At 62.6% G+C, this 18789-nt stretch carries 17 protein-coding genes and 1 pseudogene; 10 read left to right on the top strand and 8 right to left on the bottom strand.

The window, feature by feature from the left end; genetic code table 11:
* A complete protein-coding gene (locus ACTHXA_RS09095; RefSeq protein WP_441671563.1) occupies positions 1–1077 on the bottom strand; it encodes a trypsin-like serine peptidase in 1077 nt (358 codons plus the stop codon).
* A 124-nt stretch (positions 1078–1201) separates the two neighbouring features.
* Between ACTHXA_RS09095 and ACTHXA_RS09090 the strand changes: the two genes are divergently transcribed.
* From ACTHXA_RS09090 to ACTHXA_RS09075, 4 genes are all read left to right on the top strand, one after another.
* Entirely contained in the window at positions 1202–2215 is a 1014-nt protein-coding gene (locus ACTHXA_RS09090) for an LLM class flavin-dependent oxidoreductase (RefSeq protein WP_441671599.1), read from the top strand.
* A gap of 178 nt (positions 2216–2393) precedes the next feature.
* Positions 2394–4028, top strand: a complete 1635-nt coding sequence (locus tag ACTHXA_RS09085) for a thiamine pyrophosphate-dependent enzyme (protein ID WP_441671561.1) — start codon at positions 2394–2396, stop codon at positions 4026–4028.
* 138 nt (positions 4029–4166) lie between these two features.
* Positions 4167–5822 carry a DUF7059 domain-containing protein gene (locus ACTHXA_RS09080; protein WP_441671559.1) on the top strand — a complete coding sequence of 552 codons (1656 nt, stop codon included), beginning with the start codon at positions 4167–4169 and terminating at the stop codon, positions 5820–5822.
* A complete protein-coding gene (locus ACTHXA_RS09075; RefSeq protein WP_441671557.1) occupies positions 5822–6148 on the top strand; it encodes a metal-sensitive transcriptional regulator in 327 nt (108 codons plus the stop codon). Before ACTHXA_RS09080 ends, ACTHXA_RS09075 begins: the two co-directional genes overlap by 1 nt.
* Before the next feature lie 12 nt (positions 6149–6160).
* On the opposite strand, the gene ACTHXA_RS09070 is transcribed toward ACTHXA_RS09075, so the two are convergent.
* On the bottom strand, positions 6161–7012 hold the full coding sequence (locus ACTHXA_RS09070; RefSeq protein WP_441671555.1) for an acyl-CoA thioesterase domain-containing protein: 852 nt from the start codon (positions 7010–7012) through the stop codon (positions 6161–6163).
* Positions 7013–7087: 75 nt separating this feature from the next.
* Between ACTHXA_RS09070 and ACTHXA_RS09065 the strand changes: the two genes are divergently transcribed.
* Both ACTHXA_RS09065 and ACTHXA_RS09060 read left to right on the top strand, forming a co-directional pair.
* Complete coding sequence (locus tag ACTHXA_RS09065) at positions 7088–7300, top strand: heavy-metal-associated domain-containing protein (RefSeq protein ID WP_441671553.1); 213 nt, start codon at positions 7088–7090, stop codon at positions 7298–7300.
* Positions 7278–9719, top strand: a complete 2442-nt coding sequence (locus ACTHXA_RS09060) for a heavy metal translocating P-type ATPase (protein ID WP_441671551.1) — start codon at positions 7278–7280, stop codon at positions 9717–9719. The genes ACTHXA_RS09065 and ACTHXA_RS09060 overlap by 23 nt, the downstream gene beginning before the upstream one ends.
* A 96-nt stretch (positions 9720–9815) precedes the next feature.
* Here ACTHXA_RS09060 and ACTHXA_RS09055 read toward each other — a convergent pair whose 3' ends face one another.
* The 3 genes and pseudogenes from ACTHXA_RS09055 to ACTHXA_RS09045 form a co-directional block, all read right to left on the bottom strand.
* Entirely contained in the window at positions 9816–10568 is a 753-nt protein-coding gene (locus ACTHXA_RS09055) for a cysteine hydrolase (protein ID WP_441671549.1), read from the bottom strand.
* A 141-nt stretch (positions 10569–10709) separates the two neighbouring features.
* Positions 10710–10940, bottom strand: a pseudogene (locus ACTHXA_RS09050) (transposase); the annotation flags it as partial.
* 79 nt (positions 10941–11019) lie between these two features.
* A complete protein-coding gene (locus tag ACTHXA_RS09045) occupies positions 11020–11886 on the bottom strand; it encodes an HpcH/HpaI aldolase/citrate lyase family protein (RefSeq protein WP_441671547.1) in 867 nt (288 codons plus the stop codon).
* Positions 11887–11979: 93 nt separating this feature from the next.
* Here ACTHXA_RS09045 and ACTHXA_RS09040 point away from each other — a divergent pair, with 93 nt between their 5' ends.
* Complete coding sequence (locus ACTHXA_RS09040) at positions 11980–12723, top strand: NtaA/DmoA family FMN-dependent monooxygenase (protein ID WP_441671545.1); 744 nt, start codon at positions 11980–11982, stop codon at positions 12721–12723.
* Positions 12720–13292, top strand: a complete 573-nt coding sequence (locus ACTHXA_RS09035; RefSeq protein WP_441671543.1) for an LLM class flavin-dependent oxidoreductase — start codon at positions 12720–12722, stop codon at positions 13290–13292. The genes ACTHXA_RS09040 and ACTHXA_RS09035 overlap by 4 nt, the downstream gene beginning before the upstream one ends.
* 39 nt (positions 13293–13331) lie before the next feature.
* Here the strand turns inward: ACTHXA_RS09035 and ACTHXA_RS09030 are convergent, their stop codons facing one another.
* The 3 genes from ACTHXA_RS09030 to ACTHXA_RS09020 form a co-directional block, all read right to left on the bottom strand.
* Complete coding sequence (locus tag ACTHXA_RS09030) at positions 13332–13679, bottom strand: HepT-like ribonuclease domain-containing protein (RefSeq protein ID WP_441671541.1); 348 nt, start codon at positions 13677–13679, stop codon at positions 13332–13334.
* Positions 13676–14119, bottom strand: coding sequence for a helix-turn-helix domain-containing protein (locus tag ACTHXA_RS09025; RefSeq protein ID WP_441671539.1), 444 nt, complete (start codon positions 14117–14119; stop codon positions 13676–13678). The genes ACTHXA_RS09030 and ACTHXA_RS09025 overlap by 4 nt, the downstream gene beginning before the upstream one ends.
* 136 nt (positions 14120–14255) lie before the next feature.
* Positions 14256–14945, bottom strand: coding sequence for a PIG-L deacetylase family protein (locus ACTHXA_RS09020; RefSeq protein ID WP_441671537.1), 690 nt, complete (start codon positions 14943–14945; stop codon positions 14256–14258).
* Positions 14946–15080: 135 nt separating this feature from the next.
* Here ACTHXA_RS09020 and ACTHXA_RS09015 point away from each other — a divergent pair, with 135 nt between their 5' ends.
* Positions 15081–15572 carry a GNAT family N-acetyltransferase gene (locus ACTHXA_RS09015; protein WP_441671535.1) on the top strand — a complete coding sequence of 164 codons (492 nt, stop codon included), beginning with the start codon at positions 15081–15083 and terminating at the stop codon, positions 15570–15572.
* 107 nt (positions 15573–15679) lie between these two features.
* Complete coding sequence (locus ACTHXA_RS09010; RefSeq protein WP_441671533.1) at positions 15680–18781, top strand: hypothetical protein; 3102 nt, start codon at positions 15680–15682, stop codon at positions 18779–18781.
* Positions 18782–18789 lie beyond the last annotated feature (8 nt).

The raw sequence follows: 18789 nt of genomic DNA, 5'->3' as shown, positions 1-18789 counted from the left end.
TCACGCCCCGTCGAGTTCGTTATAGAGATTGAGCGCCGTCTGCCCCAGCACCGGCGAGTTCGTGTCCGGTATACCCGTTGAAATCGTTGAGGTAACACCGACCACGTATCCCGTGCCCGTTTCTTGATCGTAGTCCGAGAGCCAGCCCCCGCCGGAAGCGCCCTGGGTCATATTGCAGTCGTGGGTATAGCCGCCCTGCCAGTTTGAGGTGAACGAAGTCGAAGCGCACATGTATTCTTCACGCCCGTCAAATTCGCCCGCACTCGGGTAGCCAATCTGCGTGAGCGTGTCGACGGGGACGCCGAACGCGATGCCCTGTGCACCCGCGACTTCCTGGATGGTCTGACCATCTTTTTCTTCCATCTTCAGGAATGCGAAGTCGTAGTTCCAGCCTTCGTCGCTTTGCAAGTAGCCCTGGTCATCCGTGATCGCACCGTCCACAAACTGCTGCGGGACCGACACCGAGGTTGCTGCCCACATGCCGTGGGGCTGCTCCTGCGCGTCGTTACGGTCGCCTGGCACGAAGATGACCGATTGAGCGACCGTGCCGGTGCCATCGGTGGTGACCACGCAGTGCGCGGCGGTGACGACGATGCTGCCGGAATCGGAATTGACGATCGTGGCGGAGCAGACATTGAGCATTTGCCCGTCGAAGGTGAAGTAGAGGCGGCCGAAGGTGGATGCGCCGAGTCCGTTGCGGTCAAAGACCTCGGCCGTGGCTACTGTGCCATAGCCGGTTGGGTCCGAAGGCATCGTCGCGGATGCGGGTAGGTACGCTCCGGTCGCAGGGTCGCCAGGGCCCGGCGGCAGGCTGTTATCGGGGGATTGGAACTCCATCCCCTCGGCGTCCTCAAGTTTTTCTGGGTCAGACCAAAAGTCGTGGGACTCCTGCGGTGTTGCTTCAAAGTCCTCGCGGAGACCCGCATCGTCACTGCGTACTTCGGGCAGGTATGGCGCGTAACCACCTGCAGAAGTTTCGCCCTGCACATCCGTCACGGCGCATCCGCTCATGAGGAGTGCGGCCGCGGTCGCCAAAATCGCGCCGACACGGCGAATGCCGTTGCGGGTGTGAGGCATGGGTCTCCATTCGTGGGGGTTCTCTCCCAGTTTCCCTTAGCAATTTACCGTTCACGTCGTTCAAAGGGTGGAACTACGTGCGCGATGCGGAATGACTCTTGCGGAATCATTGTTGTCCGTGAGTATGACGAAGATCTCGGTGCTTGACCTCATTCCAGTAAATTCTGACCAACGCGTCTCCGACGCACTTGAATCTTCGCGACAGCTGATCGAGGCGGCAGACCGGCTCGGTTACCACCGTTACTGGGTTGCGGAACACCACAACACCGAGGCCATCGCATCCACCTCGCCCGCGGTTTCGCTCGCGTATCTCGGGAACTCGACCACTCGCATCCGGCTCGGGTCGGGCGGGGTGATGCTGCCGAACCACTCACCGCTCATTATTGCCGAGCAGTTTTCGCTGCTCGAAGCGATGTACCCCGACCGTATTGATGTGGGGCTGGGGCGTGCACCCGGGACCGACCCGATTACCGCGCGGGCACTTCGCCGCGACATGTCGCGCGAGGCGGTCGAGCGGTATCCGGCGGATGTGATTGAACTTGCGGGCTACCTTGGCGACGAGCGTGAGCAAATCGACCCCGAGGTGTTTCGGCGTTTGCGGGCTGCGGCCGATCTTGAACACAGTCCCGAGATCTGGCTGCTCGGTTCGAGCCTTTATTCGGCGGAGCTCGCGGGGGCACTCGGGATGCCGTTCTCGTACGCGAACCATTTCTCGATGGGTGGCAACGCGGCTGGGGCGCTTGCGCACTATCGAGAGCATTTCGAAGCATCCTCGATGCTCGACAAGCCACGCGCGATGGTGTCGGCCACGGTCCTCGTCGCGGACACGATCGAGGAAGCACGGCGGCTGGACCTGCCCACCCGAGTGAACCGTTATCAGTTGCTTGCGGGCAAACTCGGTCGAACCATGACGCCGGACGATGCGAAGGATTACTCTGAGCGCATTGTGAACTCTGATTTCTGGAACCGGGCGACCGGCAGCCAGTTCGTCGGGCCGACGCAGCTCGTGGTGAACAGCATCCGCCACCTGATGGATGCGACCGAAGCGGATGAAATCATGCTGCAACCCAATGGGTTCGATGTCGAGACGCGTATCCACTCGCTCAGTGAGATTGCCGGGGCGCTCGAGCTTGGCTGATCGCCTGGCTGAATGCGATTCGGCTTGAAAGTGCATATTCCCAATCCGGCGCGCTAAACCGGGGGCGGTTGCCCCGTGCATTGGGCATTTGAACCTGGAACAGTTGGATGCTGTACCCGGCATCGTGGCCGGTCCTTCGGGATCCACGATGCTAAGCCAGTGTTGAGAGGAACTCCCAATGACCAATTCGCGTTCGGCCGGCAATCTCATTGTTGAAACGCTCGCCAATCACGGTGTCGAGCGCGTCTACTCGGTTCCCGGCGAGAGCTTTCTCGATGTGCTTGACGGCCTGTACGACTCGGACATCACGAACGTCGTGTGTCGACAGGAGGGCGGCGTCGGGTTCATGGCGCTCGCGGAAGGTCGACTCACCGGGCTACCGGGAATCGCGTTGGTCACCCGCGGCCCGGGCGCCGCGAACTTCTTCATCGCGGCCCACTGCGCGTACCAGGATGCGACCCCACTCGTGTGCTTCATCGGCCTCGTGCCGATCAACGACCGCCGTCGCGAATCGTTCCAAGAATTCAGCATCGACAGCTGGTTCGGCTCGACCGTGAAGCGAGTGCTCACCGTCGAGAATGCTGATCACGCCGGCGACATCGTGGCGGAAGCGATGCACGTTGCGGTCTCCGGCCGTCCCGGTCCGGTTGTGGTCGGTCTGCCGGAAGACCTGCTGCGCGACCTGACTGAGACTCCCGCCGCATCGCCGCGTGCGGTTGCCGCACCGGCACCCAGCCAGGTCGACCTCGAGGAGCTCAAGGCGCGCATCCTCAAGGCCGAAAAGCCATTCTTGCTCGCCGGTGGCGACGCGTTCTTTGGCGAGACCGGCAAGCAGCTCGCCGATTGGGCGCTCGCGAACCACGTGCCGGTTGCGGGTGATTGGCGGAACTATGACGCGGTGCCGAACAACCACCCCGCGTACATCGGTTGGCCCGGTTACGGTCGTCGAGACAGCATCGTTGCCGCGCTCAACGAGGCCGACCTGTTCATTGGCATTGGCGCAGTTCGCGGCGACGTGATGAGCGAGGGCTATACCGCCGGTTTCGACGCGGAGACCGTGCTCGTGTCGATGGATGCGCAACTGTTGCAGCATGCGGGTCGAGTGGACCAGTTCATCGCCGCGACTCCGAAGAATTTCGTGGCGGCGCTTGCTGGCGTTGGCGACGTGCGCGGTGCTCGGACAGGTGATCGTGTGGCCGAGCTCCGTGCGAGCCACGAGCGCTTCACCCGGGTGACCGAGCACGAGCCCATGCAGACGGGTGTCGATCTTGAACTCGTCTTCGAAGAGCTCGAGAAGCAACTCGGCGACGAGCGCGTCGTGACCTACGGCGCCGGCAACGCCACGATCTGGGGGCACCGCCAGCTCACCCACAACGTGCCGAACAGCCTGGTTGGTTCGCGAAACGGAGCCATGGGGTTGGCTGTTCCCGCGGCGGTTGCGGCGGCGCTCGTGTTTCCCGAGCGCCGGGTGGTCGCAGTGTGCGGCGATGGCGACTTCTTCATGAACGGACAGGAAGTCGCAACGCTCGTCGCACAAGGTGCTCGGGCACTGTTCGTCGTGGTCGACAACTCGAAGTTTGCGACCATCGTCGAACACCAAGAGCGCTGGTACCCGGGCCGAGCCTCGGGCACCGACCTCGTCAACCCGGAGTTTTCGGCATGGGTCGAGAGCTTCGGAGGGCGTGGCGCTCGCCTCGAGAACAACGAGAACATCGCCGAAACCGTCGCCGACCTCCTCGAGTTCGACGGCCCCGCCCTGCTGCACCTCGTGATCGACCCCGCAACGCCATCCCCCTCCGGCGTCGGCTTCTAGCCGCCGTCCCCACCTACCCCCAAAATCTTGGTCACATATGTGACCATTACGGCCCCGAAAGTGGACGTTTGTGACCAGGATTTTGGTGGTGTGGTGCCGGTGGTGGCGTGGTGGGCGGTCTCGACGCAATAGGGGACAATGGACAGCGTGAACTTTGATGATCCACGCGACGCCCCAGACAGCACCGATATCCCGAGACTTGAACGGATTCGTGCCGCGTTCGAACAAGTCGACTACACAGTGGATGGTGTCGAGCGGCTGCTCGGTGCAGAGGCGGCCGCCGCTCTGCACCGGGACCTGCTCGCGCCCGCGCAATTCGTCATTGATGCGCTCACGCACGCGGACGCAACGGGCTCAGCCAGCACATCCACCCCAACCAGCACAACAACCCCGACCAGCGCATCCGACCGCCAACTCGCCGCGCTCATCCGCGTGTACCTCCTTGCCGAACCGGTCGAAGCCGGGGACATTCCCGCGGTAGCGGAACAGATCGACGCGGGCCTCCTCGACCCACGCGACCAAGACGGGCTCGTCGCCGCGCGCGTCGATATTCGCCCGTACGCAATCGCGGAGGGGGAGACGACGCTCACCCTGTGGATTGCGAGTGATCTCGGCGGCTTGCAGGTGCCGCAAGACAGGCCGCTGCGCCGCGATCACGTCGTTGGTATCGGGCCCGCCACCACGAATCTCGCGCAGCTCACCCCGCGAACCCCCGTGGCCCGCGCGCTCGACCTGGGCATCGGCATGGGCGTGCAAACGCTGCATTTGCTGCGGCACGTGGACCACGTGGTCGCCACCGACATTTCCGAACGGGCCCTCGCATTCGCGCGCTTCAACCTCCTCATCAACGCGTCGCCACTCGAACTCGATCCGGCGAATCTCGATGCTCGCGTATCGCTGCGAATTGGTGACCTGCTCGAACCGGTTGCGGGGGAGCGCTTTGACCTGGTGGTTTCGAATCCGCCGTTCGTCATCACCCCGCGCCGCGATGGCGAAGGCGCGAGTGAGCAATACACGTACCGTGACGGCGGCCGCCCGGGCGATCAGCTGGTGGAGAGCCTGCTCCGCGGTCTCGGCGAGATTCTTGCGCCCGATGGCATTGCGGTGATGCTCGGCAACTGGGAAATTCACGAGCAAGACACGAACTGGCACTCCCGAATCGAAGCCTGGCCCGACGAGCAAACCGACCTGTGGGTCATCCAACGCGAAGAAGCGACGCCCATCGAATACGCCGACATGTGGCTCAAGGATGCGGCCGAGAACCGCGAACTGGAATCCTGGCGCACGCAGTTTGGTCGCTACCTCCGTGACTTTGAATCCCGCAGCGTTCAGGCGGTCGGGATGGGCATGTTCTTCCTCCATCGCGCCCCGGAAGGCGTCGAGCCGGTTCGCCGCTTCGAAGTCCTCGAACATCAGCTCGAGCAGCCGCTTGGAGCGCGCATCCGCGACGCCTTCACCGCCGACGATTGGCTCCGCGAGCGAAATGACGAAGACCTGATCGATGAGACATTCGTCGTCGCCGGCGACGTCACCGAAGAGCGCTGGACCATCCCGGGCGACGCGAACCCCTCCGCGATGCTGCTGCGGCAGGGTGGTGGCTTCCGCCGGACCTTCCCGGAATCGACCGAACTCTCATCATTCGTCTCGGTCTCGGATGGGGAGCTCACCGGTCGGCAGATTCTCACCGCAATCGCGGCGCTGCTCGAGGTCGACCAGGACGAGCTAAACACGAGTGTGTTGCGGGATGTGCGCGACCTCGTGTCGCTCGGGTTTCTTGTGCCGAGGTGGATGTGATGAGTGAGTCTATGACGCCTGGCCACGCGGGCCACGAGACGCATCAGCATGGCTACCAAAACGACGTGCAGGCACTGAAGAACCGACTGAAGCGCATCGAAGGGCAAGTGCGCGGGGTCGAGCGCATGGTGGAGGAGGATGCGTACTGCATCGACGTCATCACCCAGATTTCGGCGGTGAAAGCCGGGCTCGACCGGGTCGCGATGCTGTTGCTCGAAGACCACCTCGAACACTGCGTCGCCGATGCCGCGACCACCGGTGACCCGGAATTTACCGCAGTCAAGATACAAGAAGTCACGGACGTGGTGAAGCGGCTGCTGAAGTAGTGCGGACCAGCCCTACTGCGGATCCCCGCGCCGCGACAACCGGTTCTCAACGGGTGCGTCGGGATTGCCAAAGCGAAGTCGTCCACCCGGCTGAAAAATGGTGGTGACCTGAGCGGTGCCGAACTGACCGATTTCATCGAAGAGCGCCGCGGTACCGACGGCGATCCCATCTTGTTCTGTGCGATCAATGCTCATGAGTCCGGCACCGTTGCCGATGGGGAGGCGGACTAGCGACAGGGTCGTATCGGCATTGATGAACTCGATTCCGTCGGGGCCCCAGCCGGTTGCGAGGTTTGCGACGTCGCAGGTGGAAGCGGCAATTTCAAACGGTGAGTGCGGTTCGTCGACAACGGCCGAGATGGCGAATTGCCACACCGACTTTTGAGCACTGTTTTGATGGTCCAAGCCCACATCGCTCCAGTCGCTACCCGCGCTCCGGTACAGCCGGCCTTCCTCAGTGAGGTTCCACGGTCCTTCACCGGGAGCCACGAATGTGCTTTCCGGATGCCACGGCTGGTTGTCCTCGGTCGCGGCATCCGCGTTCGGCTTCAGCCACAGGCTCCTTGCCCGTGCGTACACCTTGTCGTTACTGGTGAGGTCAGCCTCGATGAGCTTGAGTCGTCGGCCATTGCGCAAGACTCGCGTCTGCGTCTGAAGCGGTGTGAGCGGGACCGGCGAGTGGAGGTCAAAGGTCGTTCGCGCCGGCATCAGGCCTGCAGTGCTCTCGACATCGTCGAGCGCCCGAGCAAGTAGCGCGGTGATCGCTGGCCCGCGCACCATATCGCCCCAACTGCCGCGCGCGAGATTGGCAGGAACAAAAACATCGCGTCCGCCCACAGACTGTCGTTCGAAATAGCCGCTCATCGCATCCACTCTAATCGCAGCACACGGGAATACCCGTAGGGGGTATATTGGTTGTATCGATCGAGGAGGGAAACCATGACCACAACCACGTACCAGATCACCGGGATGACCTGCGGGCACTGCGAGATGAGCGTTCGCGAGGAAATTGGCGAGATCAACGGAGTCACCTCAGTCGCCGCAAGCCACGAACACGGAACGGCCATCGTCGAGTCCGCAACATCCCTCGACGTGAGCGCGGTGCGCGCCGCAGTCGAGGAGGCCGGATATGAACTCGCCCACGAGGAATAACCAGCCCGACGCGCGCGAAACACCCACGTTCAACGAGCAGGTGCTGCAAACCCTCACGCTCGACGTCGAGGGCATGACCTGCGCCTCCTGCGCGAACCGGATCGAGCGCAAGCTCAATAAACTCGACGATGTCGACGCGACCGTCAACTTCGCGCTCAACCGCGCCAGTGTTCGGGTCCCCGAGGGTCAGGATGCGGACGCCGAGTTCGAGCGACTCATCGAGACGGTGCGTGCCGCGGGCTACGACGCAATGCCGCACAAGAGTCGATTCGCGACAGTTGCCGCGCATGCACATCACGTCGAAGAAGTCGGGAGCGCTCAGCATGACGGCCATGGTCGGGAGGTCACCGCGCGCGCATCCCAGGGCCAGGATCCTGCCAAGATCGGCAACGCGCAGGAGTACAACCACGACCACAGCCAAGGTCACGACCACGACCACGCCGGCACCCCCGACGAGAATCAACGGGCCGCGCAGGCATACCGTCGCAGGTTCATTTGGTCCGCAATTCTGACGGTCCCGGTTATCGCGCTGTCCATGGTGCCGCAATTGCAGTTCATCGGATGGCAGTGGGTTGTCATGGTGCTCACACTCCCGGTGGTCACCTGGGGTGCGTGGCCTTTCCACCGCGCGACGCTGCGGAACCTGCGCCACGGCGCCACGAGCATGGATACGCTCGTCTCGATCGGTGTCACCGCGGCCACTCTGTGGTCGCTCTACGCCATGTTCTTTGGTCACGCGGGTGAGCTCGGCATGGTGCACGGCTTCGAATGGCGGCTCACGCCACAATCCGGTACCGGCAATATCTACTTTGAGGTCGCCGCCGGGGTCACGATGTTTTTGCTCCTCGGTCGCTGGCTGGAATCGCGAGCCAAGCGACAGGCTGGTACCGCGCTGCAGGCACTCCTCGACCTCGGGGCAAAAGACGTCGAGATCATCGACGGCGACTCGACCCGTCGCATCCCCACCGCAGAACTCGCAGTCGGCCAGCACTTCATCGTTCGCCCCGGCGAACGAATCGCGACCGACGGCACCGTGATCTCGGGTTCCTCTGCCGTGGACACCTCAATGTTGACCGGTGAATCAGTGCCGGTCGACGTATCCGAAGGCGACACCGTAATCGGTGCGACCGTAAACGAATCCGGCAGGCTCGTGGTCGAAGCGACCCGAGTCGGTGCCGACACGCAGCTTGCCCGAATGGGTGAACTCGTTGAGAACGCGCAGTCCGGCAAGGCCGAAGCCCAGCGTCTCGCAGACAAAATCTCGGCGGTCTTCGTGCCCATCGTGCTTGTGCTTGCGGTGGTGACGCTCATTGCGTGGCTTGTGTTTGGTGGCACGGTCGACATGGCCTTCACCGCCGCAGTCGCGGTGCTCATCATTGCCTGCCCGTGCGCGCTCGGCCTCGCAACCCCGACCGCAATCCTGGCCGGAACCGGTCGAGGAGCCCAGCTGGGCATCCTGATCGCCGGCCCCGAAGCACTCGAGCAGGCGCGCCGAATCGACACGGTCGTGCTCGACAAAACCGGCACGGTCACGAGCGGTCAAATGCGCGTCGCGCGCATCCGACCACTGAGCGATTCGGTGAGTGAGGATGCGCTGCTCACGCTCGCAGCCTCGGTCGAGGATGCCTCGGAGCATCCGCTTGCCCGCGCGATCGTCGCCGCCGCGACCGAACGTGGTTTGCCGCTGGATGCGGTGTCGGACTTCCGGAATGAGGCCGGCCGCGGTGTGGTTGGTTTCGTTGACGGCATGGAGATCCGCGTGGGTCGAGTGGTGGCGGAAGGCGGTGCCGCTGCGAGCGAGGATGTGATTGCCGAATTCTCGAGCGCCGGCCAGACACCGGTGCTCGTCCGTGCCGACGGTGAGGCGATCGGTGTGATCGCAGTTGCCGACACGATCAAGCCCACGTCTGCCGAGGCAATCACACGGCTTCGCGAACTCGGCCTCGAACCGGTCCTGCTGACCGGTGACCACGAACTCGTCGCAAAGGCGGTCGCCTCCGAGGTCGGTATTGACCGGGTGATTGCCGGAGTGCTTCCCGAGCAAAAGGCCGAGGTGATCCGCCAGCTGCAACACGAAGGCGAGCGCGTTGCGATGGTGGGCGACGGCGTGAACGATGCACCGGCGCTTGCGACTGCCGACCTCGGCATCGCAATGGGCGGCGGAACCGATGCCGCAATCGAAGCATCCGACATCACGCTCGTGCGTGACGATGTCACCGCCGCAGTGGGCGCCATCCGGCTATCGCGCGGCTCCAATCGCGTCATCATGCAGAACCTGTTCTGGGCCTTCGCCTACAACGTCGCGGCGATACCGCTCGCCGCGCTGGGGCTGCTGTCGCCCATGATCGCAGGCGTCGCGATGGCGTTCTCGAGCGTCTTCGTGGTGCTCAACTCGCTGCGGCTGCTGCGGTTCAAATAGGGTCGCATCCGCAAATCGGTCACTGGTTGGGGTTAATTCTCGAAATAGCCCCAACCAGTGACCGATTTGTTGTGCCCTGGCAGTTTCGGAAGCTAGCTAGCCGATGAGCTCCACGAACTGCTCCGAGCTGATCACCGGGGCGAAGAAGTTGTTGATGCGTCGGAACGCGGCGGCTTCATCCGCCGGGTCGTGCGCACCGGTGGCGGCGCCGATGATGATCGGCAGCAGGCCGTGGTCGCGCGCGGCGCGAGCGTTGCCCTCCACGCACCAGTCGAGGTGGATGCCCGTGATCACGACGACTTCGACCTTCTGGCGGGCGAGCGTGCCGGGCAGATCGGTGCCGACGAACGCGGTCTGCAGTGCCGTCTCCTTGAGCTGCTTGTCGCCGGGCTGGATGAGGTCGGCGAGCTCGTCGACGATCGCATCGTCCCACGCGATTTGCTCCGGGGTAGCGTCGATGTGGCCGGTCCAGTGCTCGTACTGCGCCGCGTCGAACACGGTCTGCGGATATTGATCGCGGAAGACCGAGAACCCGACCCAGTTGAACGAGACGAAGTTGCGGGCCTGCCGCGCGGCTTCGGCGACTCGCACCGTCGCTTCGAGGCTGCCACGATACGCGTGGCCTTCCGCGTACTGCACGCCGCCCGGCTTATAAAGCGAATTCGACTGGCTCACCGAAACGAACGCGGCCGGGCGCGCGAGCACCTCGCGAAGGTCGAGCGACTGCCACTGCGGATGCAGGGGAGGGATGGCCTCGACGTTGTTGCGAGGGAGTCTCGCGATGGTATCGACGTCGAGTTCAACGGGCTCGAGTGGAGTGGTGTGGGTTTCGAGGGCTACGGTGCTCACGGTTCTTCTCCGATTCGGGATGGTCTCGCCTCGCCGTATCGGCGGATGCGCTGGGCGGATAGGCGTAGGGCCGAAGGTGAAGAAATGTGACTCTCCGCGCGGTCGGCTGTCGCCCGGCCGCTAAGTGCTCGCGCTGGTCAGGCGGGCGATGCTGGCCGGGATCGAGAAGAAGAGGTAGCGCAACCGTTTGGGTTCCCGCCGGCGTTGTGGGCTGTCGGGGTGCGCGAGCAGCCCCATCCAGGCGGTGAGTTCGTTCGCGAGGGTGACGAGTTGGCGCCATACGCGGTTCTGGTCGAATCCGTGCAGGGGCAGGTTGAGTACGCCCATGGTCTTGGCGTTGCGGATACGGTCCTCGCAGTGGGTGCGACGGCGGGACAGAATTCGAGGATGAGCCCGGCACGGTCTAGGCGGATGCTCGGAGGCTGCCGGAAAGAGCCTCGTTGCGATAGGACTACTCAGCGAGCACCCCGTAGGCGGCCGCGCGCGTGAGGATGCGCTGGGCAAAACCCAACTGCGGGGCATCATCGCCCGTGGCTGGGTTTTCTGGGTCCAGGGCGGCGACGAGCTTCTGAGCCGATTCGACCGCGGCTGGAGTTGGCGCGAAGGCCTCGTTGAGCGGCGCAACTTGGGTCTCGTAGATCGCGAACTTCCCCTCGAAACCGTAGTCGAGCGCGTTCGCGGCCTGCGCGCGCAAGGATTCCGCATCCGTTCCCCGCGCGCCACCATCGACTGCACCGGGCAGTCCCGCCGCGGCCGAAGCCACCGTGATCCGACTGCGGGCGTAGCCGAGGACGTGATCCGCGGCACTGAAGCCGGTGTCCCGTCGGAGATCTCCCGATCCGAAGCCGAGCCGCAGCACGCCGCTGACCTCGGCAATCGCATCCACCTGCTGTAACCCGCGTGCCGATTCGATCAGCGGCACCACCGGCACACCCGGGAGCGTGGAAACGGTACGCGCGACCTGCTCCGGAGTCTCGGCCTTCGCGAGCACGACCCCGAGGAGCGGTTCCGGGTCGCCGAGCGTTGCCAAGGCCTCCAAGTCGGCGCACCATTCGCCACTCCCGAACGCATTGATCCGCACCCACGCGAGGTGACCGGCGGCGAATGCCGCGACCAGCGCATCCCGCGCAGCCTGCTTCTCGGCCGCGGGTACCGCATCCTCAAGATCGATCACGAGCACGTCAGCCGCGGTCGCGGCCCACTCGCGAGTGACAGCCGGGCGACCGGAACGCATCAGCCAGGTGCGCGCGAAGTCGGGGGTGATGAATGCGCGGCCGGCGTCAGCGGTCGAGTTCGGGGAAACGGTGGGCTGGGTCATGGGGCTGTCTGTCTCCGAAGGTAGAGGCTAAGTTAGGTTAGGCATGCCTAATGTATCGATCGAAGCCGACTGCTTCATGAACCTCGGAGAACCATGTCCCAAGACCGCCAGATTCACCTGTCCCTCTTCGCACTGCCCCACGGGCAGCTTGCTTCCGCCTGGCGGCTTCCAGAAATTCCCGCGCACAGCACCAATGACCTCAGCCAGTACGCTGAGGCCGCGCGCATCATCGAGGACGCCAAGTTCGATGCGTTCTTCATCGCCGACAAGCTCTCCGCGGGTTCGGACGAGAACTGGCATTACGGACCGCCGGTGGATGCCTTCGAGCCGTTCTCGCTCGGCGGTGCCCTCGCGGCGCTGACCGACAAACTCGGAATCATCGCGACCGCATCCACCACCTTCCAGCACCCGTACCTGATCTCGCGCAGCGTGCTCGCGCTCGATCACCTCTCGAAGGGCCGCTCCGGCTGGAATATCGTCACGAGCTACTCGCCCGACACGGTGAAGAACTTCGGGCAGTCCGAGCACCTGCCGCACGATGAGCGCTACGAGATCGCGGAAGAGGCGATCGGCGTCGTCCGCGAGCTTTGGCGCAGTTGGGGCGAGGATGCGGTGGCTTGGGACCGCGAAGCCGGCAGCTACACGAGACCCGGCTCGGTACAGGCGATTGACCACGATGGGCACTACTTCACGGTTGCCGGCCCGGGTGAGTTCCGTCGCTCCGTGCAGGGAGAGCCGGTGCGTGTGCAAGCGGGCTCTTCAGCCCGCGGTGTGGCTTTCGCAGCGAAGCATGCCGAGATCGTCTTTACCGCGCAGACCACGCTCGAAGAGGGGTGAACTTTGCGTCGAAACTCCGCGAAAAGGTCACCGCAGCCGGTCGCGCGCAGGAAGAGGTGCTGATTACGCCCGGCTTCTCGTATGTGATCGGATCCACCGAGGAAGAAGCCAAGCGCAATCATGAGGCCTTCCTCGACACCGTGCAGCCCGAGCACATCCTTGGCAGCATCCGCGATGTGGTCCAGCTCGACCTGCGCGAGTACCCGCTGGATGGGCCGGTGCCGCAGCTGCCGGATCCGGAATCGGTGCAGGGCCACCAATCGCGACTGGCGGTCTACAAGCGCATTGCCGAGACCGAAAACCTGAGCCTGCGTGAGTTCGCGAAGCGCGTGGCCGGGCAGCGCGGTCATCACCAGATCGTCGGCTCGCCCGAGCGATTGGCCGACGAGATGCAGCGTTGGTTCGAGTCGGGTGCGGCGGACGGCTTCAACCTGATGCCGTACACGATCCCGGGTCAGCTGCGCGAGTTCGCCGAGCACGTGGTGCCGATCCTGCAGGAGCGCGGCCTCTTCCGCCGCGAGTACACGGGGTCGACGCTGCGCGAGCACTTCGGCCTGCCGTACAAGTAAAGCTTGAGTATCTCCGCCAGAATTCCGCGCGCTTTCAACTCAAAGTTCGTCGATCACGACTTCGACGAGGTAGCGCCGAAGCGCGGGGACATCAACGGTCGCCGTGCGCCAGACGGGGCCGGGATTCAGATCATCGTATTGATGGGCGGCAAAATTTCGCATGCCCACGATTTGCCGCCACGGTTGCGCGGGAAATCGCTGCAGTACCGATTCGGGGATGCGGTTCACCCCTTCGCCAATTCGGATGAGTCCCATCTCAACGGCCCATTGGCTGCGAGTATCGATCAGAAACTCCTCTGGGGGCATCCTTGTAAGCGATTCGAGCGTTTCGCACACGTCAATGACCCGGTCTATGGCGTCTCGTGCTTTGGCATTGGCGTCGGTCATACGGGCACCGCGTCGCGCGCAACCCGCCGCCCAAAATCACCACGTAACGTGTCGGCTCCGACGACATCGACTTCGATCCCCAGCAACTCGGTGAGCGCAATTCGAAGCCCCACTTCGTCAATAAGGCTCGCGTCCGAGCCGAAATCGACAATGAGATCCAAATCGGAACCCGCCTCGTCCTCGCCTCGCGCGACAGATCCAAAGACTCTAGGTTTGGATGCGCGGTATTTGGCGAGCAGCGCCAGGACCGCGTCGCGGTGCTGTGCCAACCGCTCAGACGGACGCCCGCGGAGGGCGCGCGCCAAGCGCTCGGCTACTTCGGGGCTTGGTGTTCGCCTGTCATTCTCATAGGCCGAAAGATTGGGTTGGGGGACGCGGGCGGCGATCGCGAGCTGGGATTGTGTCATCCCAGCCGCGATTCGCGCGGTGCGTAGGTCCATAGGACAATTCTACGTCAAATATATCGATCGCGATATAGTGATAATTGCGGCCGCTTCGATGGCCTCGACAACCCTGACCACCTCGATTGCTCAGGCCAACCCGACAGACGCGTCAGGAGCGTTCCCAGCCGCGCCGCTACTTCGCGAGCGAGGTGAACCATTCCGGAGCCTCGCCCTGACCCGTACCGAAGTACTCGTGCTGGAACAGTGAGCCGACAACCATCTTGGGGAACTTCATCCCTCGAGCGAGCAACTGCGAGAACCGGTCGGCACCGCCACCGGCTGCCTTCATCGCATCCCATTTCGTGTCGAAGGATTTCTTCGCCGGGATGTCATACGCCAGGTCATCCTTGGACGCGAACTGCGAGAGCTGTTCTTCGTTGAAGGGGACCGTCTTCCGAAGCGTCTTCGCAACCCCGGCACCCTTGTTGATGAGTTCACGGGTCAGTGCGGCCTCGACCGTGGGTGCGCCGAGGCGCGAGACGAGTGCATTGCCGATCTCGTGCACGCGGACGTGGGTGGGCTCATGTACGACACCGATCTTGTCGTAGCTCAGGATGAGGTCAATTTCTTCGTCCTTGAGGAGCTCCACAATGCGGTCGGTCGCTTCGGCGACGGGCACCTTCGACTCGGACTCGAGTGCGAGTTCGTAGCCGAGCGTTTCGGCACGCGCGGCACCAAGCTGCTGCGCGATGGCGGTTGGGGCATCGCCGGTGAGCGTCACGATGACCACTCGACGGCCTTCATCCGTCAGGCGAGCGATCGTGCCGCCAGTGAGCAGCGGAACATCGGCGGTGGCGGCGTGCAGAGCGAGAACGGTTGGCAAAGTGGTCTCCCAAATTCTGAGTTGATCGCAGTGCGTTGATCGCAGTGCGATGAATGCAGCCCGAGCATAACCATTCCAGGCGAACTTGGCTCGGCCGATGCTTCCAAAAGCACAGACTTTTATAAGGTGGTCACCGTGCAACGCAATACCCGCATCCGCCCCGCGACGCCGGATGATCTCGACCAGCTCGCGCGCATCCATGCCATTACCTGGCGCGATATCTACGGCCCGGTGCTGCCAGTCCACGTTGTCGACCCGCATCTCGACGTGCCGCGAGTAAAGGATGCGCTTGCGGTAGAGCTCCGCAAGCTTGGCGCGGTTGCTGGTGTCTGGATTGCCGAGCTTGTCGGAGAGATCGTCGGGTTTGCGTACACGGTGCGCACTCCGGAGGGCCCGCGGCCGGTGGAGCTCAAGCGGCTCTACACCCTCCCGCAGGCGCACGGCACCGGGCTTGCAAAGCAGTTGATGGATGCGGCGATCGGTAACCAGCCGGCGTGGCTGTGGTTGCTCGAGGGCAATGACCGGGCCGAAGCGTTCTATCGCAAGCACGGGTTCGTGCGGGAAGAGCCCCGCGTGGAAAAGTCCTTCGGCGCCGAATACCCGGCGGATATCAGGATGCTTCGCTAAGCGTGCAAATTCTGTGCGCTGGGAACTGAGTAATAGTCGAATAGGGAAAATAGACTGATGAATGCGCATTAATTAGCGCGGTCGATGCGAGCGACAAAGGGGTCGTCATGGTCGAGAAACAAACGCCGCACATTCTTGAGTTGCGCATCCACGGCATCAATAACACGCCACCGGAGAAAATGCTCGGTGTTGAGAAGAGCGAAATCGTCAGTGTTGCGAGCGATGACCTCGGCGGATTCTGGACCTACAAAGATCCGCCACCTGCAGACGAAGAGGCACAGCCGATCAGTCTTAAACCGGCGCGGACGCGGACGGACCGAAACCCGAAGGTCCGTACCGAAGCCTATTCGTGGGGAAACATGGTGCGTACGACGGGATCGCTCGGGCCGTTGTGGGAAACAGTCACCTCGGTGGTTGTCCAAATTGGCTGGCTGCTCACGCTTCCGTTCTCGCTGTGCAATGCGGCTTACTGGACCAGGAGAATCGTTCGGAAGAGTGATGGCGAGCACGAGTGGTTGACCGGACCGGGTGCATTGACAGTGCGGCTGTTTGCGCTCGGGCTCACCCTGCTGTTGACCTCGGCTCTCGCGACTGTTGCGCTCGACTTAGTCGGGACACAGTGTTACCAGTCAGGAATCAAATGTGCGGGGCTGCCAGAAGCGTTTGATGGCCTTCGGGATCAGGCTGTCGGAAGGCCGCTGAGACTTGGGGTGTTGAGCCTCGCTGTTATTGCGGTGATCGTGCTTCTTCATCTGATCACCAGAATGACCCGCGTCCGGTACGAATCTGGCCTGCGGAAGTGGGCTGAGAAGTTCGACCCCGAGAAGGTCTCAGAACTGGTTAACTCACCGGAAAACGCCGCGGCCTCGCAAGAGCCACCGCTACTCGCGAGCCGGGGCTTCTGGTCAAGCACTCGGGTTGGTGAGACTGCGGAGCGTGCGCACCTTGCCGCCAGCATTGCCCTGATTCTCGGTCTCCTTGCCTGGGACGCGACGTTCGCTGCGAACCCTGCTTGTCATCGCTTAGTGGCGCTTTTCTCCGGAGACGAGTGCCGGGTCGAGGACATGACCACTGGCTCACCATTCTCATGGGCCATGGTCATTGTTGCGACCGGGGTAGTTGCGTTGGTAACAGTGCTGACAATGATTCCAACCGCGCGGTCAACTCGATGTATTCATGTGGGACACGTGGCGAGCTGGGCACTTCTTATTGCGGCTGGTCTCGCCTATCTCGCATACCTCAGCTACCTTGGCGTGGATGCTTTGCAACGACAAGCAAACAACGCGGCACCAGAGGAATCAACGGTCACAGTATTTCTCGGGCTCACGGTGGTGCCCACCGCTCTTGTCGCGCTACTTCTCGTCGGCTGTCTTGCCGCCTTGTGGTGGCGGAACGTTCGCCGCGACGGCTGGTGGGGAATCTTCCCGCTGGTTGCAGTCTTCTTGCTGATCATGGGCTGCTTTGCCAAGCGCGAAGAAATCGAGTTCTTTGGGAGCATTGGCACATCGGCGATCTCGATTACCGGAGGAATCTTCCTGGGCTTCTACCTCGTGATGGTGGCGCGTTGCATATGGATCACGAGAAAGCAGACCCGCTTTACCGGTTGGTGGGGCCTTGGGAGTTCGGTGGCACTCACCTTGTCAATGATTGCCGCGTTGTTGCTCACGTGCCTCCTGGTGTTCGGGACACGAAGTCTCTTGAATGCTGGCGTGCAAGAGCAAACCGAAAAGCCCGTGTGCTGCACAGTCCCCGCGACGGCCTCCAACGCAACAGAGCTGAACGAAACTGGCATCGGCGCAACAGGAGCTGACGGGAATGCTGCCGCAGTTGCCGAGAAAATACCTACCGAATTAATCGTCGCCCCATACGTTTATGAGCTGTTTGGCGTCGCTTTGGTGGTGGTTTTTATCTTGCTCCTGATGGTCTTGGTGGTCGTCGCATTGAGGCAGTCGTGGCCGAAGTACCGACTCCTGGTCACACCGACTTTGGAATGGCCAAGTGGCACGACAGGAAGCCGACGCGCGTACGGAATAATCCGGACGCCGGGAGAAATTTCCGCCGACTACCCGCAGAAAGTCGAACGAGCAACGGACCCGATTCAGCGTGAAACGCAATCGGCACGACGGTTTGCGTCTTTTGCGCAACGTGGGGAGCCCATTTTGGGATTGCTCGCTGTCACCGCGATTGTTCTCGTATTCTTTGCGGTCTTGGTGAGCTTCCCAATGGGGAGCGAAACTCCGGAGATTGCAAATGAATGGTGGGCGGTACTCGTCCTGACGGCCAGAAATCTAGCACTCCCGCTCTTGGTCTTTGCCTCAGCCGGGTTAGTGGCCCTCGTCATCGCCAACACAGCCTCCAAAGATGAGCGACCGCTCGGGCTGTTGTGGGACATACTGTGTTTCTTACCGCGCGCCGGTCACCCTTTTGCTCCGCCCTGTTACGGGGAACGCACCATCCCTGAGTTGAGCGTCCGCGTGCTCGATTGGCTGGAAGCCAATGACCTTGAAGACGCTGAGTCGCAGGATCGGGAGCACGCTGCGTCGACCCGAAAGATTGTGCTCGCTGCCCACTCGATGGGTGCGGTGCTCGCCACGGCGACGATCTTTGCGGCATTGAGCGCCCGGCGCAGGGAGGATGTGAAGGATCGAATCGGGCTACTTACCTTCGGTATCCAATTGCGCCCATATTTCTCGCGACTCTTTCCGGATGTGTTGGGCCCGGATGTGCTTGGGGTACCACCGACGCTCGCACCACAGCTGTTGAGCGTTGACCCGTGGCATCGACAGGTCCTACACGAGGCAGGTTGGGGGCAGCAGTACGGCAAGCGCGACACTAGTGGTCGTTACGGGCCCGGACTCCGTGAATTGCTGCAGAAGAGCACGAGTTCGGCACCCGCATGGGTCAACCTGTGGCGACGAACGGACTACCTTGGGTTCCCGGTCTACGGATTTGTCACGACGAATAATGAGATCGACACGGGAACGACAGAAAGCGACCCGCGGAGTTACCTTTGGAAAGTTGCGCGGCACGCCGAGTATCAGTTCACGGGTCAATATCGAGCGGGCCTCGACACTGTGATCAACCGATTAGAAGCCGACTCGAAAGCAACTGAGCCTCCTGGGGGTAACTCGGGCACTGCGTCGAAGCAGAGACGACGCAGGGGTTTCTTCGGACGAATAGGCGAATGGGTTCGCCGTTTACTCGGCTGAAATGGCCC

The sequence above is a fragment of the Gulosibacter sp. genome (assembly GCF_052090685.1).
Classification (GTDB): domain Bacteria; phylum Actinomycetota; class Actinomycetes; order Actinomycetales; family Microbacteriaceae; genus Gulosibacter.
The sequence above is the reverse complement of the archived record's forward strand: the minus strand, read 5'-3'. Positions and strand labels throughout refer to the sequence as shown.